Raw genomic sequence first — 24,772 nt, 5'->3', positions numbered from 1 at the left:
CGCTGCTGGGCATGAAGCTTTACGCGTCTAACCTTGCGTTGGTGTCGGTGTCGGTGTCGGTGTCGGTGTCGGTGTCGGTGTCGGTGGGTAATTGTCCTGGCCGCCCGCCGCCGTGCCAAACCGCGCCCACAACTGAGGCGTCGGGCGGCATTGGCCATCGCTGCCACATAACCATACCGTGACTCGGCTGCCACGACTGATCACCTCTGCTGGCAAGGCTGCCGATGTCAGCCATGCATATTGCGGCACGCAATGCGGCGCCCCCTCACCGGGCGGCGGGCAATCGCTGACAATCTGTGCGACTGACTACCACTCAGGATTTCCTGACCATCTACATGCACCTTCCAGCGTGCCGGCGCGGCAGACTGCGGCCCCGTCAGCGTAGCCAGAAACAGGTCATATTTCTGGACGATACCGCTGCTGACCCGACGATAGACGGTTGCCTGAAACGGTAAGGGTGCTTGTGGCACCTGTACCCCGGGAATGCGCTCCCATGGTCCATAGGGGTCCGTATTCGGGGTATCGCCCGTGGTCCACCACTTGGCCATGAACACCCACGGGCCGTAACTCACCTTGTCGCCTGTCACATAGGTGCGCGCGGCAGACCAAGGCAGCAGGGTCCCGGTTTCCACGACTTCCCAGGCCCCCCAGCTGGTCCCTGGCACCTCACCCTGTGTCCACCACTTGGCACGCCAAGCCAGCCCCTGATAGGCAGCCTGATCGCCACCAAGATAAATCCGTGTGGCCTGCCATGCCTCCGGCAAAGGGACCTGATTGAGGAACAGCCGTTGGTAGTCTTCGTGACTGATCGCCGGCAACCAGGCCTCGTCGGTATACATGGCATAGCCGGGGCAGGGCGTTATTCGTGGATCCCAAGGTGGCGCCTGTATCAATACTGGCGTGGTCACCGGTAACTGGCCTTCCACACCGGGTGGGGCGGGATTGATATTGACCGGGGGCGGCGGCACACAGGCCCATGTGGGCGCCATCAGGACCAGTGGGACGATCAGTGCCAACCTTCGTCGCTTGAATGCGAGGATATTCATCGTTGCATGTCTCCATTGCTTTGGTTTGCGTCCGGACCAAGATGGACCGGAGAGACAGCTTTGGTTGAGTAGTCCCCGAATGTCAAAGTACAGCGGGAATTGGCGTACAAGCCACAGCCGCACGCTTGTGCAGGATGCATGGCGGGCCGGTGGCCCTGGAAAAAACAAACGGCGACACCTGAGTGTCGCCGTCGGAGGCGGCGTATTTACCGCGATCAGAACATGTGTTGTCCACCGTTAATGGCAATGTTCGAACCGGTAATGAAGCCCGCCTGATTGCCTGCCAGGAAGGTGATCAGGTCAGCCACTTCTTCCGGCATACCCAACCGGTTGACCGGGATGCCCGAAATGATGGCTTGTCGGATTTCTTCCTTCACTGCCATGACCATCTCGGTAGCGATATAGCCGGGGCTCACTGTATTGACGGTGACACCCTTGCGGGCGACTTCCTGCGCCAGCGCCTTGGTAAAACCATGCATTCCCGCCTTGGCTGCAGAGTAGTTGGTCTGACCGAACTGGCCCTTCTGGCCATTGATCGACGAGATATTGATCACGCGGCCGAAACCACGGTCGGTCATGCCGTCAACAAACGGTTTGGTGATATTGAAGAGCGAATCGAGATTGGTGCTGATCACGGCATCCCAATCGATCTTGCTCATCTTGCGGAAAGTGGTGTCACGCGTGATCCCCGCGTTGTTCACCAGCACATCCACCGGGCCGACTTCGGCGAGTACGCGCGCGGCCATGGTCTGGCAGGCGTCGAAGTCGGTGACATCGCATTCATAAGCGTGGAAGGTATAACCCTTCTCTTTCTGATCCGCCAACCACTGAACTTCTTTGCCGGGCCGGCTATAAGTGGTGACAACGGTGTGCCCCGCGTCGGCGAGTTTCTGGCAAATGGCGGTCCCTATGCCGCCCATACCGCCGGTAACGAGTGCGATTCTGGCCATCTTGGCTTTCTCCTGAGTTTGCATGCCTGGGGTGACCGCCCTTTAATTTGTTAGATGCAACGGTGCGGTCATCATTCAATATATACGACTCGACACGATGGGTCTTGGACGTAAACATGAAAGTTATAATTCCCGGCCCACTCTCGTAATCACGCCTATGTCACAACATGTTTTTACCGCCGGCATTGCCGTCGGCATCCCCCCCAGGCAATGGTATGAAGCCGCTGCCAGGCATGAGGGCTTTCAGCGTGATCCGGCGCAAGAGCAGGCGATTGCCCATTTGCAGCGTCTGTACGATGAGTTGCTCGAATTCAAGCGCAAGCGCGACCGCCTGTTTGGCCGCAGTCTGCTGCCATCACCGGATGTGCCCAAGGGGCTCTACTTCTGGGGTGGAGTAGGGCGGGGCAAGAGTTTCCTGATGGATGGCTTCTTTGCCTGCCTGCCATTCCGGCGCAAACGGCGTCTGCATTTCCATCATTTCATGCAGGAGGTGCACGATGGTTTGCGCTTGCTCAAGAATGAAGCAGATCCCCTCGCCATTGTGGCGGCCAATATTGCACGCGATACCCGTGTGCTGTGCTTCGACGAGTTCCATGTCTCGGATATCGCCGATGCGATGATCCTTGGCCGACTATTCACCCATCTGTTTGATCTGGGTGTGGTGCTCATCGCCACCAGCAACTACGCACCGGACGACCTGTATCCCAATGGCTTGCAGCGGCAGAACTTCCTGCCTGCCATCGACCTGATCAAGCGGCATGTCGAGGTGGTCAATGTGGATGGCGGCAATGATTACCGCATGCGGACCCTGGAGCAGGCGAGTACTTATTTCACCCCCTTGGGTGCTGATGCCGATGCAAACCTTGCCAATATCTTTGCCAAGCTCGCCACCGCTGAAGACCTGCCCAAGGAGATGGAGATCGAGGGTCGCAGGGTACAGGCCGAGCGGCACGCGCCCGGGATTGTGTGGTTCAGCTTCAAGGAGCTGTGTGATGGCCCAAGATCGCAAACCGACTACCTGTGGCTCGCGCGCCAGTACCACACGATCCTGGTATCCGGTGTACCCCGACTCGGCGCCAAGGATTCCTCCGCAGCGCGTCGCCTGACATGGCTGGTGGATGTGTTCTACGACTATCGCGTCAAGCTGATACTGTCGGCGGAAGTCGGCATCGACGAGCTGTATACCGAAGGCACCTTTGCCGGGGAATTTTTCCGGACCGCCAGCCGTCTCACTGAAATGCAATCACACGATTACCTGGCGCTCCCGCACGAGTCGGGCAAGGTCAAGGATGCGACCCTGAACGTGGCTTTCACATGAAGACCATGCGCGCCGTCTGCCAGCACGCTCCCGGCGGGGTGGATACCCTCTATCTGGGCACACTGCCCATGCCCACCATCGAACCCGATGAACTGCTGGTCCACGTAGCGGCTGCCGGTGTGAACCGTGCCGATCTGCTCCAGCGTGAGGGTCGCTACCTAGCGCCACCCGGCGCGCTGCCGGGTCTGGGGTTGGAGGTTTCCGGTACGGTGGTTGCCTGCGGAGATGCTGTGGAGGATTTTGCCGTCGGCGACGCCGTATTCGGCTTGGTAGAGGGTGGAGGCTATGCCGAATATGCCCGTCTGCATGCGGGCTGCGCCCTGCATAAGCCTGAGGCATGGTCACATGCAGAGGCTGCCAGCCTGCCCGAAGCCTGGATGACGGCCTGGTTCAACCTGATCACACTGGGTCAGCTCAAGGCGGGTGAACAAGTGCTGATTCACGCAGGCGCCAGTGCGGTAGGTGCAGCCGCCATCCAGCTGGCTCGCTGGCAGGGCGCTTCGGTGCTGGCAACGACGGGTACACCGGAAAAAGCCGAGTTCTGCCGCGCAATGGGTGCGCAAGCCATCATTTATCGCCAAGAAGACTTTGCGGCGGTGGTCAAACAACAAGGCGGTGTGGATGTAATTCTGGACTGCGTAGGCGGCGACTATCTGCCACGCAATCTGCAATGCCTGCGCCCTGATGGTCGATTACTGGTGATCGGTCTGCTGGGTGGCTCGACGGGGCAGCTGGATCTGGGCAGACTGCTGGTCAAGCGCTTGAGTGTGCGAGGCTCCACCTTGCGTCCCCAGCCCCTGGACATCAAAGCGGCACTGAGCCGCGCATTGGCTGACGCTATCGTTCCCGCCATTCTGGCCGGCAGGATCAAGATCACGCTCGACCAAGTCTTTGCCGCAGACGCGGTGGCAGCAGCGCATACACGGCTGGATGCCAATCTCAATCAAGGTAAGGTGGTACTACTATGGTGATGCGCAAACCATCCAGCATGACACCGCGGCGCATCCTGCGCGCCAGCATGGCAATGGCTTGCCTGCCTTTACTTCTGACCGCCTGTGGGGGTGGTGACGGCGGTGGCGGCAGCACGACCCCTACAGAACCGCCCGACCTTAGCTATCCCTCACCGTCACCAGCCAGCAGCTGGTGGAAGCCGACCAAGGGAAGCAGCTGGCAGATCCAGTATTTTGGCGTGGTTGATCAGACCGTGAATGCCGACGTCTTCGACGTGGATCTCTTCGATACCAGCGTGGAAACGATCGCTGCGCTCAAGGCCAAGGGGAGTCGCGTGCTGTGCTATCTGAATGCTGGCGCGTGGGAAAACTGGCGCCCCGACAAAGATGCGTTCCCTACTGCCATCATCGGCAATGACTATGCCGGCTGGCCCGGCGAGAAGTGGCTCAATATCGCCGCCTGGGATCAGCTCGCACCTCTGATGCGGGCGCGTCTCGATCTGTGCAAATCCAAAGGATTTGATGGCGTCGCCCCGGACAACCTCGACAGCTATACGCAGGCAACCGGCTTTACCATCAGCGCCATGCAGCAGCGTGCCTACAGTCGCTGGCTGGCCGCAGAGGCCCATGCACGTGGTTTGGCCATCGGAATGAAAAACGACCCGAACCATGTCGGGCAGCTGGCTGCCTCGTTCGACTTCGCCATCGTGGAGAGTTGTGTGCAGGGCAATTGGTGCGACAAGACCAAACCCTTGCTGGACGCTGGCAAGCCTGTGTTCGCCATCGAGTACCTGGAGACCGGCCAGACCACCACCACTGCCTGCCCGGTCGCCAAGAACCTCGGGCTGAGTCTTATCCTCAAACGACGCACGCTGAACGCCGAACGACAAGTCTGCCCGGCCTGATAACCGGGCTTGGCGCAATCAGGCAGGCTGGCGAGGGTCGGCCGTGCCGGTCAGTCCCTTGGGTAGCGAGAACACCACGCCCTCTGGCGTGCCATCCAGTTCGGTTACCGAGCTGGCGCCAAAGCTCTGGATGCGCTCGATCACCTCACGAACCAGAATCTCCGGTGCCGAGGCGCCGGCACTGACGCCGATATGCTGCTTGCCGGCAAACCAGTCAGCCTGCAACTCCGTAGCGTTGTCCACCAGATAGGCATCCAGCCCGGCATTGGCGGCGACTTCACGCAGACGATTGGAGTTGGAGCTATTAGGTGAGCCAACCACCACGACCACATCGGCCTTGTCCGAGAGCTTCTTGACTGCGTCCTGACGGTTCTGGGTGGCGTAGCAGATGTCGTCTTTCTTGGGACCGACGATGTCGGGAAAACGCTGCCTGAGCGCACTGACGACCTGCGCCGCATCATCCACACTCAGCGTGGTCTGCGTTACATAGGCCAGCTTGTGTGGATCGCGTACCGCCACCGTCGCCACATCATCGGCGTCTTCCACCAGATACATGCCCCCCTGCGACTGACCCATTGTACCTTCTACCTCAGGGTGGCCGGCATGGCCGATCATGATGATCTCGTAACCTTGCTCACGCAGTTTCTTGACCTCGACATGCACCTTGGTCACCAGCGGACAGGTCGCATCAAATACCTTTAGGCCGCGGGTTTCGGCCTCGGCGCGAACTGACAGCGGCACGCCGTGGGCCGAATAAATCAGCGTGGCACCCACCGGTACCTCGACCAGGTCCTCGATGAAGATCGCGCCTTTCTGGCGCAAGTCTTCCACCACGAACTTGTTGTGCACGACTTCGTGGCGGACGTAGATCGGCGCGCCAAACTGCGCCAGCGCACGTTCCACAATCGCAATCGCGCGGTCTACCCCGGCGCAGAAACCACGCGGATTAGCGAGAATGATCTGTTTGCTCATGACGTGGTTTCCTTGGATTGGGTCGCATCACTACCGGGCTTGGGCGCCAGAAAGCCATCCAGTGCAATCAGGACTGCGCCCACGCAGATCGCTGCGTCGGCAATATTGAAGGCCGGCCAGTGGGCATTACCCCAGTACACATCGAGAAAATCGATGACGTGGCCGTAGGCAATGCGGTCGATCACATTGCCGATGGCGCCGCCAAGCACCAGCGCCAGCGCCAACGCAAAGCGCCGCTGGGCCCAGTGCTTTCGCAGCACCACGATGATGACCGCCGATACGACCAATGCCAGCACAGTAAAGAAGTGGCGCTGCCAGCCGCCAGCATCGGCCAGAAAGCTGAAAGCCGCGCCGGGGTTGTAGGTCAGCACCAGATTGAAGCCAGGGAAGACCGGCATCACGTGACCAAAATCGAATGCGGCTTCAATCAGCAACTTGGTGGTCTGATCGAACAGGATCACCATGAACGCCAGAATGAACCAGCGCGTAGAACCGTGCTGCAAGAACTTGGGACCGTAGGCACCGGGACGGGAGCCGAACTTAGGCATGCTGACGCTCCTCGCCCGAACCGAACAGATTGCTGACGCAGCGGCCGCACAGCGTATTGTGTTCTGGATGGGTACCGACATCGAGGCGGTAGTGCCAGCAGCGTTCGCACTTGGCAGCGGTGGAAGGTTTGACGTGGATATCAGGCACATCAGACTCCACAACATTCACTCCGGAAGTGATGAAAACGAACTTCAGATCATCACCCAACGACATTAGCAATTCGGGAATGGTTGAGGTTGGCTCGTATGCCAGCTCCAACTCAGCCTGCAGGCTGGAACCAATTTCCTTTGCCTCGCGCTTTTCCTCAATACGCTTCATTGCGGCAGCACGAACCTCACGGATTACTGCCCAATTGGTCACAAGACTCTCTGCATCGGCGGGTTGAGGAATCTCATACCAAGTGTGCAGCAAAGTGTTGTCATCGGTATTGCCGTTCAACGTGCTCCACACTTCGTCAGCCGTGTAGCTGAGGATCGGACCCAGCAACAACGCCAGGCTGCGTGTCAGGTGATACAGCGCGGTCTGTGCCGAGCGCCGGGCCGGGCTGTTGGCCGCCGTGGTGTAAAGACGATCCTTGAGGATATCCAGATAAAAGCCGCCCAGATCATCCGCACAGTAGTGGTGGATGGTCTGCATGGCCGTATGGAAGCTGTAGCGCGCGTAATCGGCGGTCACGGCTTCCTGCACCTGCTGGGCCATGACCAGCGCATAGCGGTCGATGGTCAGGAGCTGATCAGGGGCGACCAGATCCGTCGCGGCGTTGAAGTCGCTGAGGTTGGCCAGCAAGAAGCGCAGCGTGTTGCGCACGCGGCGGTAGCTGTCGGCCACGCGCTTGAGGATTTCATCGGAGATGCTCATCTCGCCCGAGTAATCGGTACTGGCCACCCATAGGCGCAGCATGTCGGCGCCGTATTGGTCGATGACCTTCTGCGGCGCGACCACATTGCCCTTGGACTTGGACATCTTCTCGCCCTTGCCATCCACGGTGAAGCCGTGTGTCAGCAATTGCTTGTAGGGCGCGTGGCCACGGGTGGCGCACGAGGTCAGCAAGCTGGACTGGAACCAGCCGCGATGCTGGTCCGAACCTTCCAGGTACAGATCCGCCGGCGGCTCACCTTCGGCCATGCCGGCTTTTTGCAGTTCGGGGCGGGTGCCGATCACGGCAAAGTGGGTCGAGCCCGAGTCGAACCACACGTCCAGTGTGTCGTTGAGCTTGTCGTAATCCTTGGCTTCATCGCCCAGCAGTTCCGCAGCATCGAGCAGGAACCAGGCATTGATGCCGGTCTTCTCCACGCGTTGGGCCACTTGTTCCAGCAGCCCCAGCGAACGCGGATGCAGTTCACCCGTTACCTTGTGGACGAAGAAGGTCATCGGCACGCCCCAGTTACGTTGGCGCGATACGCACCAGTCGGGGCGGTTGTTGATCATGGCCTCCAGGCGCGGACGGCCCCAATCGGGGAAGAACTCGGTGGCATCGACGGCCTTTTGCGCCACGGTGCGCAGGGCGCCGACGTCATGGCCGGGTTTGTCCATGCTGATGAACCACTGTGCCGTCGCGCGGAAGATGATCGGCGTCTTGTGGCGCCAGCAGTGCGGGTAGCTGTGATTCAGGCGCACATTGGCTAGCAGCACATCGTTCTCGACGAGCTTTTCAATGACCAGCGGGTTCGCTTCCCACACGGTCTTGCCTTCGTACAGCGGCACGCCGGCCTTGTAGCGGCCATCGTTGCCGACCGGGTTCTCGTCGCTCAGATGGTAGCGCTGGCCCACCAGCCAGTCGTCCAGGCCGTGCGCAGGCGCGGTGTGGACCAGGCCGGTGCCGGCGTCGGTCGTGACGTGGTTGCCAAGGATGATCGGGGATTCACGGTCGTAGAACGGGTGCGACAAGCGCAGGTGCTCCAGCTTGCTGCCGTGCGCCTGAGCAACAACTTCCACCGATTCAAAGCCATAGCGCTTGATCGCGGCCTCGGCCAGCTCGCGCACCAGAATCAGCAGGCCCTTGGGCGTTTCGATCAGGTCGTAGGTCAGCTCCGGGTGTACGCACACGGCACGGTTGGCCGGCAGCGTCCACGGCGTGGTCGTCCAGATCACGGCGTAAGCCGGTACGCCGGCAATGCGCTCGGCCGGCAGGCCGAAGGCGGCCGCCAGCGCGGCCGTATCCTTGACCGGGAAGGCTACATCGATAGCCGGGCTGTTCTTGTCTTCGTATTCGACTTCGGCCTCGGCCAGGCTAGAGCCGCAGTCCACGCACCAGTGCACGGGCTTTTGACCTTTGACCAGGTAGCCGCGACGATGGATCTGGCCCAGCGTGCGGATGATGTTGGCTTCGGTGTCGAAGGCCATGGTCTTGTAAGGGTTGGCCCAGTCACCGACGATGCCCAGACGGATGAAGTCCTTCTTCTGGCGCTCAATCTGCTTCTCGGCATATTCGCGGCACAGCGTGCGCACGAAGTCAGCCGGCAGGTGGATAGCCTTCTCGTCCAGACCGTTTTCCTTGCGGAAAGCGACGACCTTGGCGTGGATGTCGGGGTTGGCGGCAACGGCCGTCTTGTCGCTCTTCACGATTTTTTCGATCTGATGCTCGATCGGCAAGCCGTGGCAATCCCAGCCCGGCACATAGGGCGCGTCAAAGCCGGCCATCGTCTTGGTTTTGACGATCACGTCCTTGAGGATCTTGTTGACCGCATGGCCGATGTGGATGTCGCCGTTCGCGTAAGGCGGGCCGTCGTGCAGGATGAACTTGGGGCGGCCAGCGCTGGCGGCGCGCACGCGCTCATACAGCTTCTGGTCCTGCCAGCGTTGCAGGAAGCCCGGCTCGCGCTTGGCCAGATCGCCGCGCATGGGGAAGGGCGTATCGAGCAGGTTGACGGGGTATTTGTTCTGTTCGGACATGATGGGCAATCGGTTCAATACAGGTTTGAGACACCAGCGCAGTGCCGGTTCGCAGGATTCGTACTCCCCCGCCCGCTTACGGACGGGGGCTGATAATTCGTTCGCTGTGCTGGCGCTCGCGGAACCAGGCGCGCGTGGCATCCACATCGCGGCGGATTTGCGCAATCAGCGGGTCCAGTCCTTCGTATTTGATTTCGTCGCGCAGCTTCTTGAGAAAATCCACGCGCAGATGCTGGCCGTAAATGTCGCCGCTGAAGTCCAGCAAATGCACTTCCAGCGACATCAGACCCGAATGATCCACCGTCGGTTGCAAACCCAGGCTGGCAGCGCCGGCAATCGGCGCGCCCAGACCGTGGACTTCGACCACGAAAATCCCGGTCACCGGCGGGCGATTGTGTTTGACCTGGATGTTGGCCGTGGGGAAACCAATCTCGCGACCCAGCTTGCGGCCATGCTTGACGCGGCCGCTGATGCTGTAAGGGCGGCCCAGCAAGCGGCTGGCGGCAGCCATATCACCTGCGGCAAGCGCGGTGCGTACTGAGGTACTGGATACACGCTGCTCGCCTAGCGCCACTTCGTGCATGACATCGGTGCTGAAACCATGCTGCTGGCCCAGCTCGGCCAGCTTGGTCGTATCGCCAGCGCGCGCCTTGCCGAAACGAAAGTCATCGCCCACGAGTACATGACGCGCGCCGACCTGCGCAGCCAGCACATCGCGCGCAAAGGCGTCCGTATCCAGACTGGCAAAGGCGCGATTGAAATGGGCAAGATAAACCCGGTCCACGCCAGCATCACGCAGCAGTTCGAGCTTTTCACGCAGGCTGGAAAGCCGTGCGGGCGCAGCGTCGGGCGTGAACAGTTCGCGCGGGTGCGGCTCGAAGGTCAGCACCGCAGCGGGCAGGCCACGCTCACGGGCCGTGCGGATCAGGCGTTCGAGCATGGCCCGATGGCCGAGGTGCAGACCATCGAAGTTGCCGATGGTCAACGCGCACGCGCCGGCAGATCGGAAGGGGAGGCCACGGAAAACCTGCATGCAAGGAAGACGCCGGAAAAGGAACCCGCAATTCTACTTGCGGGGGCGATAGGGGTCTATGCCCGGGCCGGCCATCGGCATGCAAAAAACAGTGTATTTTCAGGCGGCTGGGGTATCAGTAGCGGATTTCAACCGTGCCCGAAGCACGGGCCACACCCTGCACGATGGCGCCGGTAGCCATCTTCACACTGACATTCTGGCCTTCATTGGCATTGCCCAGTGCGCGGCCTTCGCTGGCCACTTCAAAACCCTGGCCCGATGCGAGCACCTTGACGTACTCATTGACCTTCACGGCATACGGTGCACGCAGCAAATCGCTGCGTAATGGCGCAGCAGCGGGAATGCCGCCAATCACGGTACGGCCAATAGCCTGGGTGAAGTCCACGATCACGGTAGCGGGCAGGGTGGCCAGATCAGCCGTGCGCTTCTCGATGTCGTTCTCGGTGATTTCATACCCGCCTGGCAAGGCACGGGCGCTGACCCAGTAATCCGACTGGATCGAGATGGCCGCAGGCAGGTTCACCGCCCAGCGCGCGCCCTTGCCGCAACTGATGCGCAGGCTGGTATTCCCGATCAACCGATTACCTTGCGCAAGCTGCACATCAAGCTTCTGGCAAGGCGCCAGATTGAGCCGGTTGTCGAGCCGTCCCAGCTGAAAACTCGCACGCGGGCCGTAGCTGTCGAGCTGTGCCGACAGGAAACGGGTTGCCGCATCGTTAATCGCCTCAAGGCTCTGGCGGGACTCGGCCGCCAAGGCAAACGGACACAGCAGCAACAGGGCTAGCAGCAATCTGAACAACATCGTTCCCGTTTATGACGTTGGATTTTCAAGTTTGGAACTGAAGTGCCAGAAACGCAAGAATCTCAACATGTTAGCCGGTCCGCTTCATTTGAAGTCTCAGCCAGTTTGGCGAGCGTCCACGCAGCTGTCCCTCACCACCCAGGTGCAACCAGGCCGCTGCAGCAGACATTCGGGCGGCCAAGTACGCTCTGTCGACCCGGATGCATGAGCACGCAAGCCAGCTCGGCAAGCGTTATGATCCCGTCATTGAACTCCTCAAGCAGGTTTGATTTTCATGCTGGAACTATTGTTTGGCATCGCCGCCTTGCTGATTCTGCTGACCGGCGGGTTCGTCGCGATCCGCCTGGGTCAGCTTGCGCAAACCCAGCGTGAGCTGTTGGGCGCGCTGAGTATTCAGCAGGAGGAAAAGCATCGCGCCATGCTGCAGGATCTGCATGCCGGCCTGCAGCGGCAGTCCGATGCGCTGGGGCAGGGCTTTGCCGAACAAGGCGAGCGCCTGCGCAACAGCCTGCAGGAGTCGGGTGATCGCCTGCGAGACAGCGTGGCGCAATCGGCAGAGCGTCTGCGCGAGGCGGTGAGCAATGAGCTGCGCGAAACCCGACAGGGGCTCGACAGCCTGAGCCTGCGCCAGACCGAATCACTGCAAGCCGCCCAGCTTGCCCAGACTGCCGCCCTGCAAGCCATGCAACTGGCGCAGACCCAAGCGCTGGCCGAGGGCCGGGAGCTGATGGCCAAGCAGTTAAGCGAGATCTCCCTCGCCATTCAGGACAAGCAGGACACCCTGCGCCGGGAGCTGCTGGAGCTGGTGGCCAAACAGGTGGGAGAGCAGGGCAGGGCACAGCAGGAGTTGCTGCTCAATACCTTGCGGCGCACCACCGAGCAACTGACCCAAACCATCACGCAGATGAGCGAAGTCGTGGATAAACGGCTGGAGCAGATTTCCGGCAAGGTCAGCGAGCGGCTCGACGAAGGTTTCAAGAAAACCAATGAGACTTTTGTGAGCGTGATGGCTCGGTTGGCTACGATTGATGAGGCCCAGAAGAAAATCGATGGCCTCACGACCAATGTAGTGAGCCTGCAGGAACTGCTAGGCGACAAGCGCTCACGCGGGGCCTTTGGCGAGGTGCAGCTCGAACACCTGATCAGCAATGTGCTGCCGGCGTCGTGCTATCAGCTGCAGGCCACCCTGAGCAATGGTGCGCGCGCCGACTGCATCCTACGTCTGCCGGAGCCTACGGGCACGGTGGCGGTAGACTCCAAGTTTCCGCTCGAAAACTATCACCGCATGTTCTCGGCTGCCAACGAGGCCGAGCGCACACTGGCGCAACGACAGTTCAAGGCCGATGTCAAAAAGCATGTCGATGCGATCGGTGACAAGTACATCGTCGCAGGAGAAACCGCGGATGGCGCGGTGATGTTCATTCCTGCCGAAGCCGTATTTGCCGAGATCCATGCCTATCATCCCGAACTGGTGCAGTACGCCATGGGCAAGCGGGTGTGGATTGTCTCGCCCACCACGATGATGGCCGTGCTCAATACGGCCCGCGCCGTGATCAAGGATGTGGAAACGCGCCGCCAAGTGCATATCATCAAGGATGCGCTAGGCAAACTGAGCAAGGAATTCGGCCGTTTTGACCAACGCATGAAGAAGCTCGCCGACCATATCCGCATGGCGCATGAAGATGCCCAGCAAGTGCAGCTGACCAGCGAGAAGATCAGCCGCCGCTTTGACGAGATTGAACATGTCCGTCTGGACGACCCCAGCGAGGTACCGCAACCGGCCGGTGCGCTCGCGCTGAACGAGGAAACCTGATGATGAAAAGCCGCAACCTGTTACTCGGCGCCCTGTGTTTTGCAGCAGGCTGGGTCGGCGCAGCCGAGGTCTACAAGTGGGTCGATGCCAACGGGCAGACTCAATACAGTGACCAGCCGCCACCCGGCACGGTCAAGCGTGACTTGGTTCGCATTCACAAGAGCGGCGGCATGATGCCTGTGCAACGTGCCGGCGGCGATTCGATGGAGTCTGGTGCATCCGAGAGAAGACCAAAGGGCACGGAGGCCGAGGCGCCCCCGCTGCCTGCGGAAAAATCCGATCCCGCCGCGGAGAGGGCTGCAGCCCAAGAGGCCTGTAAGCAGGCAACGGATAAGCTCCAGGGCATTGAAGACGCCGCATCGCACTCGGCAACCGATGCCAAGGGAAATCAGCGCGAGCTTTCCGTATCGGAAGTGAACCAGCTACTGGCGGCGGCCCGCAAAGAAAAAGCGCAAGCTTGCGGCCGCGGGCGCTAAGCCCAGCGGATCATGCCTTGCGCATGGTTTTGCCCAAGGCCACCCGCCGATGTCGCGCCTCTTTGGGGTCGGCGATGAGCGGCCGGTAAAGCTCGATGCGATCCCCGTCCTGAAGGCAGCGGTCTGACTTGCAGACATGACCGAAAATGCCGGTCTTGAGCTGGGTGAAGTCGATGCCGTCAAATTCGGCCATACCTCGGGCCACGGACAGTGCATCGCCCACCGTATTGCCGACAGCCAGTTCTAGCTGCACCAGATGCTGTCGATCAGGGCTGGCGTAGACGAGGGCAACGTTGACGATCTGACTCATCCGAACCGCCTCTCCGCTTCCTTGACAAATGCATCCACAAACGTGGCCGCGATCTTGCCGAACACCGGCCCCACCAGATTCTCCAACGCCCGGTTTGCGAACTCGTAATCGAGCTCAAACTCGATCTTGCAGGCATCCTCAGTCAGCGGAATCAAGCGCCAAGCCCCGGTAAGTGCACGAAACGGACCGTCCTTGAGCTCCATGGTAATCAGGTTTTCCTGCTTGCGATTCTCGGTCGTGAATCCGGATTTAAGGCCAAGGTAATCAATCCCAACCGTTGCAATGGTCCAGTCAGTATCACGCAGATGTATGGTCGTCTCACCGCACCAGGGGAGAAAACGTGGGTAGTCCTCGACCCGGTCGATCAGCTCGAACATGCGGATGGCGGCAAAGGGAACAAGGACAGATTTGCGAACCTGGGACATAGGACCATTTAGTGAAAATCCCGCGCGATAGCGCGAGTAGAATGCAGGGCTCGGTCACGCCGGCCTCGGCCAAGATACGCCATCACCATGCAATTTGATCACGACGACATCCCGCATTTTAACGAAGAAGCGCGCGACGCAGACCCGCAGATGATGGCGATCCGCACGCCACCACATTCGATTGACGCGGAACAGTCGGTACTGGGTGGCCTGTTGATCAATAACGGCGCCTGGGACCGGATTGCCGATGCCATCACCGAGGCCGACTTTTATCGCGACGACCATCGTGTCATTTTCCGCCACGTGGCCCGACTGGTCGAAACCGGCCGCCCAGCCGATGCGGTAACGGTAGCCGAATCGCTCGACAACGCGGGTCAGCTTGAATACATCGGCGGCCTCACCTACCTCGCCTCGCTCGCGCAGAATGTGCCCAGCGCTGCCAATATCAAGCGCTATGCCGAAATCGTGCGCGAGCGCTCGATCATGCGTCAGCTCGCCGCAGTGGGCACCGATATTGCCGATGCAGCCTATGCGCCCAAGGGCCGCGAGGCGGCCCAGTTGCTGGATGAGGCGGAAGGGCGAGTCTTCGAGATTGCCGAGCAATCGGCGCGCGGCAAGCAGGGCTTTCTGGCCATGCCGGATCTGCTCAAGGAAGTCGTCACCCGTATTGATGAGCTCTACAGCCGCGACAATCCCAGCGATGTGACGGGCATACCGACCGGGTTTACCGATCTGGATTCCCGCACATCGGGTCTGCAAGGTGGCGACCTGATCATTGTGGCAGGGCGCCCATCGATGGGTAAAACCGCGTTTTCGGTCAACGTGGCCGAGAACGTGGCGATTGATGCCGGTTTGCCAGTAGCGATCTTCTCGATGGAAATGGGCGGCGCGCAGCTCGCCATGCGGATGATCGGCTCGGTGGGCCGGCTCGACCAGCACAAGATCAAGACCGGCAAGCTCGAAGACGATGATTGGCAAAAGCTCACCTATGCCGCTGGCAAGCTATCGGAAGCGCAGATTTTCATTGATGAAACCCCGGCGCTGACCGCACTGGAAATCCGCGCCCGTTCGCGTCGGCTGGCCCGGCAGTTTGGTGGCCAGCTCGGGCTGATTGTCATCGATTACATCCAGCTGATGCAGGGTTCCGGCCGCGATCAGAACCGGGCTACCGAACTCGGTGAAATCTCCCGCTCGCTCAAAGGGCTAGCCAAGGAACTCAAGGTGCCCATCATTGCCTTGTCACAGCTGAGCCGCTCGGTGGAGCAACGGCCCAACAAACGGCCCATGATGTCGGACTTGCGGGAATCGGGCGCCATTGAACAGGATGCCGACTTGATCATGTTCCTGTACCGAGACGAGTACTACAATCCGGACTCGCCCGACAAAGGCCTGGCTGAGATCATTGTCAGCAAACACCGTAATGGTCCTACCGGTGTCGTGAAGCTTACCTTCCTGGGCCACTACTCACGCTTCGAGAATGCGGCACTACCCGGCGGGGGCTGGTCCTCAGGCGAATAAATATAGCCTGCGCGGTGCTCAGCGCTAACGGCAGCTACTGCGCCAGTTTGGCGAGCCGTGCATGGCGAGCCGGCTCATTCCGGGCAAACCACGGGTCACGGGACAGCACGTCTAGCGCGCGTACAAAGTAGGGACGCGCTTCGGCACGACGCCCCAAGGTCAGCAGGTTCTCGCCAATTTCTTCCAGTACGTGACCATCCGTCTGGCCCAATTTCTGCCAGCCGCGCTCCACATCCAGTTGTATCAGCAATGCCTTGTCAGGCTCGCCGGATTCGCGCAATACCTTGGCCACACTCCAGCGGGCAATCAGCCAAGGTTTGCCGCCGCCGCGCTGCTCGTGCCAAGCCTGCGCCTGCCGGAAGAAATCGAGCGCCTTGGGATAATCACGCTGATTACGATAGGTCCAACCCAGATTCTGATAGAGCACACCCAGCCAGTTCTGCGCGCGCGGGTCCTGGCTGGCCAGTGCCAGATTGAGTGCCTGCATCTGCAAGCCGACGGCATTCTTGGCCGTTTCCAGGTAACCCAGCATTTGCAAGGCATCAATCGCCAGATAATCCAGCTGATGCCGCTGCGCATGAGATAGCGCATTACGTAGCCACCGCTTGGCCTTGGGTATGTCCGTAGCGAGCTGATACAGACGGCCGCGCTCAAGCATGTAGCGTACGCTGACTGCAGGAGGAAGCTCCGCCAGGCGGGGAACCAGACTATCAAGCGCAGCATTGGCTGCTGCCATATCACCCTGCAAGCCGCGTGCACGTGCAATCTGGGTAACCAGTTCGGCCTGCAGGGCAACATCCGCTTCACGCTGTGCCGCTACCAGTGCCGTGCGGAAGCGCTGTTCAGATTCTGCCGGCAGGTCAAAATCCCACAGCTTGTCGATGTCGGCTGCCTCCGCTGCCACGCACAGCAAAGCGGCCAGCAGTACCCGAATCACAGATTGACCTTGATGAATCCCGTCTCGATCAGCTCATCGAGCAGGAAGCCGAAGTCCTCAGCACCTTCTGAGTCGGGGGCGTAGCTGAATACATCCTGATTGTTGCCAACCCCTTCCAGCACGCTCTGGCTTTCGAACACACGGGTGCGGCAAAAGTCTCTGCCATAGCGGCGGGTAAGCTCATGCAGCACCTTTTCCGAGGTGGTGTGGCCTCGCTGATAGCGATTGATGAACACCTTTCGCGGCCGATAAAGGCCCTGCGCAGTAAGACCATTGAGAGTCTGATCCAGCTGCTGCGCACCGTTCATGGCGAGATACTCGGCTGTAACCGGCACCAGTACGACATCCGCCGCAATCAGCGCGGAGAGCGACAGAACACCCAGCATCGGGCAACAATCGATCAGCACTGGCGTATCACTGCTCGACAGCATTTCCTCTGCCATCGCCTTTTTCAGCACACGCAAGTCACGACGATTATTGCCCAGCATCATGTCGATGCGCGCCAACTCCATGTGGGAAGGAATCAGATTGACCTGATTAGGTAACTGCACCACCAGATCCGACAAGGGCGTGTGGTTCTGAAAAAAACCAACAGCCGTTTTGGTGGCGGGTAGCTTGACCCCCGACATGCTGGTCAGGTGCGCCTGCGGGTCCAGATCAATCGCGAGCGGGTTGAGCCCGTTGCGCGCCATAGCGGCAGCGAGGTTGGCGGTGGTGGTGGTTTTACCCACGCCGCCTTTCTGGTTGAACACGGCAATGATAGTCATGCAGGCAATCTCGGTAGGGCATGCGCAATACCGTGATTGTAGGCTGGCTTTGCCCGGCTCGCTGCCCTGAGCCGGGCAAATGGCTGCTTACAACACTTCGGCCGCGTGATCCGCCAGCCGCGAACGTTCACCACGTTGCAGCGTGATGTGGCCCGAATGCCCCCAGCCCTTGAAACGATCCACCACATAGGTCAGGCCTGATGACCCCTCGGTGAGGTAAGGTGTATCGATCTGCGCGATATTGCCCAGGCACACCACCTTGGTACCGGGACCGGCGCGGGTGATCAGGGTCTTCATCTGCTTGGGCGTGAGATTCTGCGCCTCGTCGATGATGAGGAACTTGTTGAGAAAGGTACGGCCGCGCATGAAGTTAAGCGACTTCACCTTGATACGCGAGCGGATCAGATCGCGCGTGGCGGCACGGCCCCATTCACCCGATTCGGCATCCGTCTGGTTGAGTACGTCGAGGTTGTCCTCGAGCGCCCCCATCCACGGGGCCATTTTTTCCTCTTCGGTGCCCGGCAGGAAACCGATGTCTTCACCCACCGGCACGGTGACGCGCGTCATGATGATTTCGGTGTAGCGCTTTTCTTCAAGCGTCATCATCAGGGCCGAGGCAATGGTCAGCAGGGTTTTGCCCGTGCCAGCCTGACCCAGCAATGTAATGAAATCGATATCCGGGTTCATCAGGAGGTTAATGGCGAAGTTCTGCTCGCGATTACGCGCGGTAATGCCCCAGATCGCGTTCTTGGGATGGCTGTAGTCCTTGATCGATTCGAGTACCGCCGTCTTGCCCTCAACCGACTTCACCATCGCTAGGAAAGGCTTGTCGCCGTCCTGCCAGATCATCTGGTTGAGCAGCAGGCTCGGGCAGTCCGGACCCTTGAGCTGGTACATGGCGCGGCCGCCTTCTTGCCAGCTCTTCATGTCCTTGCCGTTCTTCTCCCAGAAGGCCTGGTCGATCTCGCGCACACCGGTGTAGAGCAGATCGGTATCTTCGAGCACCTGGTCATTGAAGTAATCCTCCGCCGCAAGACCCAGCGCACGGGCCTTGATGCGCATATTGATGTCCTTGGACACCAACACGACTTCGCGCTTGGCGTGTTGCTGTGCCAGCTGCATGACCACTGTCAGGATCTGGTTATCCGCCTTGCCGACCGGCAGATTGGCCGGCAACGCCACCGTGGTGGCCTCGGTCTGCAAGAACAGGTGGCCCGTCGCCATGCCTTTGGACGGACCGGTCAGCGCCACCCCGGCGACGATCTCACCTTCCTTGCCGCTGACGATCTCGTCGAGGAAGCGGCTGGCCTGCCGCGCATTGCGCGCGACTTCGCTCATGCCCTTTTTATGCCCATCGAGCTCTTCGAGCGTCACCATGGGCAGACAGACATCGTGTTCCTCGAAACGGAACAGGCTGGTCGGATCGTGCATCAGCACGTTGGTATCCAGCACGAAGAGCTTGGTGTTCTTGGCTTTACGGGCAGCGGCCATCGGTTTCCTCGCGGTGGTTGGTTAACAAATCGGCGTGACAAATGAAAACGGAGACCTGTCCTGTCGCCCAAGGTGGGCAACGGCCAAGTCTCCGCGCAAGTCATGCAGGTGCTTAAGCAAAATCAGCTATCACCTTACAAAGCACAACGCCCGTACAGAGACGGGCGTTGTGGGTCATTTAAGGGTTTGTACGAAAGCCAGCACTTCACTCACATGGCCCGGCACTTTCACGCCACGCCATTCCTTCACGATCTCTTGCCTGGCATCGATGACGAAGGTAGACCGCTCCACCCCGCGCACCTGCTTGCCATACATGTTCTTCATTTTCATCACCCCGAACGCTTCGCACAGCATCTCGTCAGGATCGGATACCAGCTCGAAGGGCATCTCAAGCTTGGCCTTGAAGTTCTCGTGGGACTTGATGCTGTCGCGGCTCACGCCAAACACGCTGCAGCCGGCGGCCTTGAAGGCGGCGTGCTGGTCACGGAAGTCTGCACTCTCGTTGGTGCAGCCGGGCGTGTTGTCCTTGGGGTAGAAGTAGAGTACGTAAAGCGAGCCTGCGAGCGCGGCGGTATCAAACGTCTGGTTGCCGGTCATGGGCAGGGAAATCGCAGGGACTGCGGTCATTACGTCCTCCGGTTTGAACTGATTCTGGTGAAATTCGTGTGCACATACAAGCCGATCAGCATGACGGTTTCATGTCGGCCAAGGCTATCGTCTGGAAGTGCTTGTTTTGATTCAGGTACGTCCAGGCAGGTTGTTGTGATTTGCCCAGTTTGGCTGCGCAGTGATCCCGCCAGCGTCAGGCTTCGCCCAGATCGAACGGGCCGTACCAGGCATCGCATAGCTGACCGATCACCACCGTATCGAGTTCCGGCCGCGCGAGCAGCCAGTCTCCCACCAGTTGGCGATGCGCTTCCGATGCGCTGCCTCGGCCGTCCGCATCCACCCAGCCGCAATCCATGCCACCACCGAATACCAGGCCATTGGCCTCGATGCAATGGCTCAGGAAATCCGCGAGGAACACCTCGGCCTGCGCCGCAGTCACCTCGGGTTTGACCTTGAGCGTGAGCGCAAATCCCAGTTGCTGGTAGGGGCCGAGGTGGAGTTTCTTGAGTAGACGTTCGCTACGGTGTTTAGCCATGGCAGGCTTTCCGGTTCAAAAGGGTTGGGCGGTTCATACCAATTCGTTCAACAATTCCTTGACCCTGGCGGCACGCATGGCTGGATCGGGCAGGGCGCTCTCCACGCGCAGCTTGTCGGGGCCGGCCAGCTTGTAGTTGCGCTTCTGCTGGATCAGCTTCATCACCTTCATCGGGTCGATGCTGTTCTGCTGGGCAAACTGCACCGAGATGGCCACTTCCGATGCATCGAGCTTGCTCACGCCCAAGGGCTTGGCGATCAGCCGCAGCCGGTGGCAATCCATGAGGATTTTCGCGGGCGTGGGCAACAGGCCGAAACGGTCGATGAGTTCCTGCTGCATGTCGTCCAGATCATCATTGGTCTCGCAGTTGGCGAGGCGCTTGTAGATCACCAACCGTTCATGCACATCGGGGCAATAGTCCTCAGGTAGCAGGGCAGGGCTGTGCAAATTGATCTCGGTGGCCACGCCCAGTGGCGCATTCAGATCGGGCTCGATACCCTTCTTGAGCGCCTTGACCGCCTCGTTGAGCATGGCCGAGTAAAGGCTGAAGCCGATTTCCTGCATGTCGCCGCTCTGGCCTTCGCCCAGTACTTCGCCGGCACCGCGGATTTCCAGATCGTGCATGGCCAGATAGAAGCCGGCACCGAGTTCCTCCATCTGCTGGATCGCCTCCAGCCGCTTCTGCGCCGACGCCGTCAACCCCTTGATATCGGGCACCAGCAAATACGCATAAGCCTGGTGGTGCGATCGGCCGACCCGGCCGCGCATCTGGTGGAGCTGTGCCAAGCCGAACTTGTCGGCCCGGTTCATGATGATGGTGTTGGCGTTGGGGATATCGATACCGGTTTCGATAATGGTCGTGCACAACAGCAGGTTGAAGCGCTGCTGGTTGAAATCGCGCATCACCTGTTCGAGTTCACGTTCGCGCATCTGGCCATGAGCCACGGCGATGCGGGCCTCGGGCAGCAGCGCCGTGAGCCGCTCGCGCATGTTCTCGATGGTGTCGACTTCGTTATGCAGGAAGAACACCTGCCCGCCGCGCTTGAGTTCGCGCAGCACGGCTTCGCGGATCACGCCGTCGCTCCAGTTGGCGACAAAGGTCTTGATGGCAAGGCGGCGCGATGGCGCGGTGGCAATCACCGAGAAGTCGCGTAGCCCCTCCAGGCTCATGGCCAGGGTGCGCGGAATCGGCGTGGCGGTCAGGGTGAGCACATCCACTTCGCTGCGCAGCGCCTTGAGCTGTTCCTTCTGGCGCACGCCGAAGCGGTGCTCCTCGTCGATGATGACCAGGCCCAGATTCTTGAACTGCATGCCGTCCTGCACCAGCTTGTGGGTGCCGATGACGATATCGATACTGCCTTCCTTCAGACCCGCGAGCGCGGCATCTACTTCCTTCTTGCTGCGGAAGCGGCTCAGCTCGGCCACCTTGACCGGCAAATCGGCAAAGCGGTCGGCAAAGTTCTGGAAGTGCTGTTCGGCCAGCAGCGTGGTGGGCACCAGCACGGCCACCTGCTTGCCGTCGGCAATCGCCACATAGGCTGCGCGCAGGGCGACTTCGGTCTTACCAAAGCCCACATCGCCACAAATAAGGCGGTCCATCGGTTTGCCGCTGGTCATGTCGGCAATCACCGCCTCGATGGCACCGGCCTGATCGGCCGTCTCTTCAAAACCGAAACCCGCCGCAAAGGCTTCGTAATCGTGCGGATTGAACTGGAACGCATAGCCCTCGCGCGCAGCGCGGCGGGCGTACAGGTTCAGCAGCTCGGCGGCCGTATCGCGTATCTGCTCGGCCGCCTTGCGCTTGGCTTTCTCCCAATGACCTGAACCCAGCTTATGTAGCGGGGCGCTGTCTTCCGCGCCGCCGGCATAGCGGCTGATTACATGCAGCTGTGATACCGGTACATAGAGCGTGTCGCCACCCGCGTACTCCAGATGCAGCATCTCGCTGCTGCCTTCGCCCAGATCCATGCTGACCAGGCCCTTGTAGCGGCCGATGCCATGCTGTTCGTGCACGACCGGGTCGCCCACCTTGAGTTCGGACAAATCACGCAGCATGCCCTCCGCATTGCTGCGCTTCTGCGCCTTGCGGCGGCTCAAAGTATTGGTCTGGCCGTAGAGATCGGCCTCAGTGACCAAGGCGACCTTGTCGGCAATAAAGCCGGCATACAGCGGCGATACGCCGAGCAACAGGGCATCGTGACGACCAAAAAAGTCCTGCCAGGTTTCGATCAGCTTGGGCTGCAGACCGTGTTCAGCAAAGTACTGACTCAGCGTTTCGCGCCGACCTAACGATTCGGCCAGCAGCATCACGCGGCCATCGAAGCCAGCCACAAAATCGGCCAGTTTCTGCACTGGATTATCGGCGCGGCGATCCACCCGCAAATCGGGCAGGGTGCGGCTGGCTTCGCGCCAGGCAGTATCGCTGGCGTCCTCCACGGCGGGTGAGTTGACCGTGAAATCCACGCGCCGGTAGGGCTTCATGCTCGCAAAGAACTGGTCGGTGGTCACAAACAGTTCGGTAGGCGGCAGCAGCGGACGATCCTTGTCACCGGCCAGCAGCTTGTAGCGGCTTTGGGTATCGGCCCAGAAGCGGTCACAAGCTTGCATCAGGTCGCCGTGCTGGACCAGTAGCGCATCCGTGCCGATGTAATCGAACAGCGTGGCGGTGTGGTCGAAGAACAAGGGCAGGTAATACTCGACACCCGGCGGTATCAGGCCATTGGAGATGTCCTTGTAAACGCGGGACTTGCTTGGGTCACCCTCGAATACCTCACGAAAACGCGAACGGAACTTGCTGCGGCCACCGTCATCAAGCGGGAACTCACGCGCAGGCAGCAGACGGATCTCCGGCACAGGGTAGATGCTGCGCTGGGTATCGACATCAAAGGTGCGAATGGTTTCGATATCGTCATCGAACAGGTCGATGCGATAGGGCAGGGTCGAGCCCATGGGAAACAGGTCGATCAGGCCGCCGCGTATCGAGAACTCGCCGGGGCCGTAGACCTGGGTGACATGGCTGTAACCGGCAAAGGTCAGGTCACTGCGCAGCTTTTCCACATCGAGCCGGGTCTTGGCCTTAAGGAAGAAGCTGTAGGCAGTCAGGTACTCCAGCGGCGGTAGCGGCAGCAGGGCGGTCTGTACGGGGACGATGACGACATCGGCCTGCTGCTGGCGGATCTGCCAAAGCGTCGCCAAGCGCTCGGAAATCAGGTCGTGGTGGGGCGAGAAGCTGTCATAAGGCAGGGTCTCCCAGTCGGGCAGCATGGACACGGTCTGGTTGGGCGCAAACCAGCTGATCTCATCCTTGAGCCGCGCGGCGGCCTGCGCATCCGAGGTAATCACCACCACGGGCCGGACCTGCTTGGCCAGTGCCGCAATCACGCTCGCGTCGGCCGAACCCGCAGGCAGGCTCAGGCGCAGGCGTTGTCCGGCGGGCGGTAAGGAGGGCAGGGGCAGCAGCGACGACATGGCGGATAACCGGCAGAACAAGCAAGGTGGCGGATTATACGCCTGCGTCGCGATGCGATTCCGGGTGTTCTATCAACCCGGCAGGCGACGCAGCAGCATGCCGAACACCACGCCCAGCACATACATCGTCACCGAATAAGCCGCAGCCGGCAGCGTCATCGGGAAACTGCCGAGCACCGACAAGGCGATATATAGCGCCAGCGTGCTGTTGTGGATGCCGATTTCAAAGCCGATTGCCGTGGACATCGGTTTGTCCAGCCCGGCCAATCGGCTGGCCCAATAACCCAATCCAAGACTCAACAGGTTAAATACCAGCACCGCGCCACCTATGCTGCCGGCCGCCTCGCTGAGTGCGGTCCATTCCCTGGCAATGGCGCCGACAGCCAGCAAGGCCAGCACAACCGCGCTGAAAATCTTGAACGGCTTTTGCAGCTTGTTCGCGATAGCGGGGAGTGACTTGGCCAAGATCATGCCCGGCGCCACCGGGATGAGCACCACCGCCATGACCTCTACGACCTTCTGCGTCTGCAAAGGCACCACGCCTTCGCCGATGAAGTGCGTGAGCGCCATGTTGGCAATCAGGGGCATCGTGACCACGCTGAGCAAAGTATTGATGGCTGTCAGTGAGAGATTCAGCGCCACATGGCCGCCGAACAGATGCGAGAACAGGTTGGCCGTAACCCCACCGGGGCTGGCAGCCAGCAGCATGAGGCCAACGGCAAACAAGGGGCTCAGGTCAAAACCAATGGCCAGCCCCCAGGCGATGGCTGGCAGCAGGATCATTTGCAGCATCAAGGCAAGCACTACGGCTTTGGGGTGTTCCCGCAGACGCAGGAAGTCGGCAGCACTAAGAGACAGGCCAACCCCGAACATCACAAGGGCCAGGGCTATCAGCAGCAACTGAGGCAGGATTTGAGTCATCATCAGCACCGTGGGAACGAGTTACGGAGGCAAAATTGAACGGCCGTACTGTTTTCTACCATAAGGTGCCACAGGATGCTGCCTA

The 24,772-nt window shown here is 60.2% G+C and carries 22 protein-coding genes; 6 read left to right on the top strand and 16 right to left on the bottom strand.

Annotation, left to right across the window (positions count from 1 at the left end; translation table 11 throughout):
- Window positions 1–227: 227 nt before the first annotated feature.
- Together O9X62_RS06310 and phbB are read right to left on the bottom strand one after the other, a co-directional pair.
- The gene (locus tag O9X62_RS06310) at window positions 228–1,046 is read right to left on the bottom strand and encodes a carbohydrate-binding protein (RefSeq protein WP_269531948.1); all 819 of its coding nucleotides are present in this window, start codon (window positions 1,044–1,046) and stop codon (window positions 228–230) included.
- Between the two features lie 215 nt (window positions 1,047–1,261).
- Complete coding sequence (gene phbB / locus O9X62_RS06305; RefSeq protein ID WP_269531947.1) at window positions 1,262–1,996, bottom strand: acetoacetyl-CoA reductase; 735 nt, start codon at window positions 1,994–1,996, stop codon at window positions 1,262–1,264.
- A 157-nt stretch (window positions 1,997–2,153) separates the two neighbouring features.
- Here phbB and zapE point away from each other — a divergent pair, with 157 nt between their 5' ends.
- The 3 genes from zapE to O9X62_RS06290 are packed head-to-tail and all read left to right on the top strand — an operon-like array spanning window position 2,154 to window position 5,169.
- Window positions 2,154–3,314, top strand: a complete 1,161-nt coding sequence (zapE, locus tag O9X62_RS06300; RefSeq protein WP_308446436.1) for a cell division protein ZapE — start codon at window positions 2,154–2,156, stop codon at window positions 3,312–3,314.
- Window positions 3,311–4,285 carry an NAD(P)H-quinone oxidoreductase gene (locus O9X62_RS06295; protein WP_269531946.1) on the top strand — a complete coding sequence of 325 codons (975 nt, stop codon included), beginning with the start codon at window positions 3,311–3,313 and terminating at the stop codon, window positions 4,283–4,285. Before zapE ends, O9X62_RS06295 begins: the two co-directional genes overlap by 4 nt.
- Window positions 4,285–5,169 carry an endo alpha-1,4 polygalactosaminidase gene (locus O9X62_RS06290; protein WP_269531945.1) on the top strand — a complete coding sequence of 295 codons (885 nt, stop codon included), beginning with the start codon at window positions 4,285–4,287 and terminating at the stop codon, window positions 5,167–5,169. Before O9X62_RS06295 ends, O9X62_RS06290 begins: the two co-directional genes overlap by 1 nt.
- Before the next feature lie 18 nt (window positions 5,170–5,187).
- On the opposite strand, the gene ispH is transcribed toward O9X62_RS06290, so the two are convergent.
- The 5 genes from ispH to flgA all read right to left on the bottom strand — a co-directional run bounded on the left by ispH (window position 5,188) and on the right by flgA (window position 11,417).
- Window positions 5,188–6,141 carry a 4-hydroxy-3-methylbut-2-enyl diphosphate reductase gene (gene ispH, locus O9X62_RS06285; protein ID WP_269531944.1) on the bottom strand — a complete coding sequence of 318 codons (954 nt, stop codon included), beginning with the start codon at window positions 6,139–6,141 and terminating at the stop codon, window positions 5,188–5,190.
- Complete coding sequence (gene lspA / locus O9X62_RS06280; RefSeq protein WP_269531943.1) at window positions 6,138–6,689, bottom strand: signal peptidase II; 552 nt, start codon at window positions 6,687–6,689, stop codon at window positions 6,138–6,140. Before lspA ends, ispH begins: the two co-directional genes overlap by 4 nt.
- Entirely contained in the window at window positions 6,682–9,582 is a 2,901-nt protein-coding gene (gene ileS / locus O9X62_RS06275; protein WP_269531942.1) for an isoleucine--tRNA ligase, read from the bottom strand. Before ileS ends, lspA begins: the two co-directional genes overlap by 8 nt.
- Window positions 9,583–9,658: 76 nt before the next feature.
- Window positions 9,659–10,615 carry a bifunctional riboflavin kinase/FAD synthetase gene (locus O9X62_RS06270; RefSeq protein WP_269531941.1) on the bottom strand — a complete coding sequence of 319 codons (957 nt, stop codon included), beginning with the start codon at window positions 10,613–10,615 and terminating at the stop codon, window positions 9,659–9,661.
- Between the two features lie 115 nt (window positions 10,616–10,730).
- Entirely contained in the window at window positions 10,731–11,417 is a 687-nt protein-coding gene (flgA, locus tag O9X62_RS06265) for a flagellar basal body P-ring formation chaperone FlgA (protein WP_269531940.1), read from the bottom strand.
- Window positions 11,418–11,691: 274 nt separating this feature from the next.
- On the opposite strand from flgA, the gene rmuC reads away from it, so the two are divergent.
- A complete protein-coding gene (rmuC, locus tag O9X62_RS06260) occupies window positions 11,692–13,230 on the top strand; it encodes a DNA recombination protein RmuC (RefSeq protein ID WP_269531939.1) in 1,539 nt (512 codons plus the stop codon).
- Window positions 13,230–13,706 carry a DUF4124 domain-containing protein gene (locus O9X62_RS06255; protein WP_269531938.1) on the top strand — a complete coding sequence of 159 codons (477 nt, stop codon included), beginning with the start codon at window positions 13,230–13,232 and terminating at the stop codon, window positions 13,704–13,706. The genes rmuC and O9X62_RS06255 overlap by 1 nt, the downstream gene beginning before the upstream one ends.
- A 10-nt stretch (window positions 13,707–13,716) precedes the next feature.
- Here O9X62_RS06255 and O9X62_RS06250 read toward each other — a convergent pair whose 3' ends face one another.
- Together O9X62_RS06250 and O9X62_RS06245 are read right to left on the bottom strand one after the other, a co-directional pair.
- Window positions 13,717–14,016, bottom strand: a complete 300-nt coding sequence (locus O9X62_RS06250) for an RnfH family protein (RefSeq protein WP_269531937.1) — start codon at window positions 14,014–14,016, stop codon at window positions 13,717–13,719.
- A complete protein-coding gene (locus tag O9X62_RS06245) occupies window positions 14,013–14,441 on the bottom strand; it encodes a type II toxin-antitoxin system RatA family toxin (protein ID WP_374708389.1) in 429 nt (142 codons plus the stop codon). The genes O9X62_RS06250 and O9X62_RS06245 overlap by 4 nt, the downstream gene beginning before the upstream one ends.
- Before the next feature lie 87 nt (window positions 14,442–14,528).
- Here O9X62_RS06245 and dnaB point away from each other — a divergent pair, with 87 nt between their 5' ends.
- Window positions 14,529–15,959, top strand: coding sequence for a replicative DNA helicase (dnaB, locus tag O9X62_RS06240; RefSeq protein WP_269531935.1), 1,431 nt, complete (start codon window positions 14,529–14,531; stop codon window positions 15,957–15,959).
- A gap of 34 nt (window positions 15,960–15,993) precedes the next feature.
- Here dnaB and O9X62_RS06235 read toward each other — a convergent pair whose 3' ends face one another.
- From O9X62_RS06235 to O9X62_RS06205, 7 genes are all read right to left on the bottom strand, one after another.
- Window positions 15,994–16,896 (bottom strand): tetratricopeptide repeat protein, encoded by a 903-nt coding sequence (locus tag O9X62_RS06235; RefSeq protein WP_269531934.1) that lies wholly within the window; start codon window positions 16,894–16,896, stop codon window positions 15,994–15,996.
- Window positions 16,893–17,663: a ParA family protein gene (locus O9X62_RS06230; RefSeq protein ID WP_269531933.1), complete on the bottom strand. Its 771-nt coding sequence runs from the start codon at window positions 17,661–17,663 to the stop codon at window positions 16,893–16,895. The genes O9X62_RS06235 and O9X62_RS06230 overlap by 4 nt, the downstream gene beginning before the upstream one ends.
- A gap of 87 nt (window positions 17,664–17,750) precedes the next feature.
- Window positions 17,751–19,154 (bottom strand): PhoH family protein, encoded by a 1,404-nt coding sequence (locus O9X62_RS06225; protein ID WP_269531932.1) that lies wholly within the window; start codon window positions 19,152–19,154, stop codon window positions 17,751–17,753.
- A gap of 174 nt (window positions 19,155–19,328) precedes the next feature.
- Entirely contained in the window at window positions 19,329–19,781 is a 453-nt protein-coding gene (locus O9X62_RS06220; RefSeq protein ID WP_269531931.1) for a peroxiredoxin, read from the bottom strand.
- Between the two features lie 175 nt (window positions 19,782–19,956).
- Window positions 19,957–20,298, bottom strand: coding sequence for a YggL family protein (locus tag O9X62_RS06215; protein ID WP_269531930.1), 342 nt, complete (start codon window positions 20,296–20,298; stop codon window positions 19,957–19,959).
- A 33-nt stretch (window positions 20,299–20,331) separates the two neighbouring features.
- Entirely contained in the window at window positions 20,332–23,766 is a 3,435-nt protein-coding gene (gene mfd, locus O9X62_RS06210) for a transcription-repair coupling factor (protein ID WP_269531929.1), read from the bottom strand.
- Between the two features lie 72 nt (window positions 23,767–23,838).
- Window positions 23,839–24,690 (bottom strand): bile acid:sodium symporter family protein, encoded by an 852-nt coding sequence (locus tag O9X62_RS06205; RefSeq protein WP_269531928.1) that lies wholly within the window; start codon window positions 24,688–24,690, stop codon window positions 23,839–23,841.
- Window positions 24,691–24,772 lie beyond the last annotated feature (82 nt).

Origin of the sequence: Chitinimonas sp. BJYL2 (genome assembly GCF_027257935.1) — a bacterium.
GTDB lineage: Bacteria > Pseudomonadota > Gammaproteobacteria > Burkholderiales > Chitinimonadaceae > Chitinimonas.
This window is presented reverse-complemented; position numbering and strand designations above follow the sequence as displayed.

Excerpts from the sequence above, each read along its gene's own strand:
- ileS (WP_269531942.1), bottom strand. The coding sequence starts at position 9,582 with ATGTCCGAACAGAACAAATACCCCGTCAACCTGCTCGATACGCCCTTC.
- O9X62_RS06310 (WP_269531948.1), bottom strand. The coding sequence starts at position 1,046 with ATGAATATCCTCGCATTCAAGCGACGAAGGTTGGCACTGATCGTCCCA.
- O9X62_RS06205 (WP_269531928.1), bottom strand. The coding sequence starts at position 24,690 with ATGATGACTCAAATCCTGCCTCAGTTGCTGCTGATAGCCCTGGCCCTT.
- O9X62_RS06255 (WP_269531938.1), top strand. The coding sequence starts at position 13,230 with ATGATGAAAAGCCGCAACCTGTTACTCGGCGCCCTGTGTTTTGCAGCA.
- O9X62_RS06230 (WP_269531933.1), bottom strand. The coding sequence starts at position 17,663 with ATGACTATCATTGCCGTGTTCAACCAGAAAGGCGGCGTGGGTAAAACC.
- phbB (WP_269531947.1), bottom strand. The coding sequence starts at position 1,996 with ATGGCCAGAATCGCACTCGTTACCGGCGGTATGGGCGGCATAGGGACC.
- O9X62_RS06290 (WP_269531945.1), top strand. The coding sequence starts at position 4,285 with ATGCGCAAACCATCCAGCATGACACCGCGGCGCATCCTGCGCGCCAGC.
- O9X62_RS06250 (WP_269531937.1), bottom strand. The coding sequence starts at position 14,016 with ATGAGTCAGATCGTCAACGTTGCCCTCGTCTACGCCAGCCCTGATCGA.
- O9X62_RS06220 (WP_269531931.1), bottom strand. The coding sequence starts at position 19,781 with ATGACCGCAGTCCCTGCGATTTCCCTGCCCATGACCGGCAACCAGACG.
- ispH (WP_269531944.1), bottom strand. The coding sequence starts at position 6,141 with ATGAGCAAACAGATCATTCTCGCTAATCCGCGTGGTTTCTGCGCCGGG.
- dnaB (WP_269531935.1), top strand. The coding sequence starts at position 14,529 with ATGCAATTTGATCACGACGACATCCCGCATTTTAACGAAGAAGCGCGC.
- O9X62_RS06270 (WP_269531941.1), bottom strand. The coding sequence starts at position 10,615 with ATGCAGGTTTTCCGTGGCCTCCCCTTCCGATCTGCCGGCGCGTGCGCG.
- zapE (WP_308446436.1), top strand. The coding sequence starts at position 2,154 with ATGTCACAACATGTTTTTACCGCCGGCATTGCCGTCGGCATCCCCCCC.
- O9X62_RS06225 (WP_269531932.1), bottom strand. The coding sequence starts at position 19,154 with ATGGCCGCTGCCCGTAAAGCCAAGAACACCAAGCTCTTCGTGCTGGAT.
- flgA (WP_269531940.1), bottom strand. The coding sequence starts at position 11,417 with ATGTTGTTCAGATTGCTGCTAGCCCTGTTGCTGCTGTGTCCGTTTGCC.
- O9X62_RS06215 (WP_269531930.1), bottom strand. The coding sequence starts at position 20,298 with ATGGCTAAACACCGTAGCGAACGTCTACTCAAGAAACTCCACCTCGGC.
- O9X62_RS06245 (WP_374708389.1), bottom strand. The coding sequence starts at position 14,441 with ATGTCCCAGGTTCGCAAATCTGTCCTTGTTCCCTTTGCCGCCATCCGC.
- mfd (WP_269531929.1), bottom strand. The coding sequence starts at position 23,766 with ATGTCGTCGCTGCTGCCCCTGCCCTCCTTACCGCCCGCCGGACAACGC.
- lspA (WP_269531943.1), bottom strand. The coding sequence starts at position 6,689 with ATGCCTAAGTTCGGCTCCCGTCCCGGTGCCTACGGTCCCAAGTTCTTG.
- rmuC (WP_269531939.1), top strand. The coding sequence starts at position 11,692 with ATGCTGGAACTATTGTTTGGCATCGCCGCCTTGCTGATTCTGCTGACC.
- O9X62_RS06295 (WP_269531946.1), top strand. The coding sequence starts at position 3,311 with ATGAAGACCATGCGCGCCGTCTGCCAGCACGCTCCCGGCGGGGTGGAT.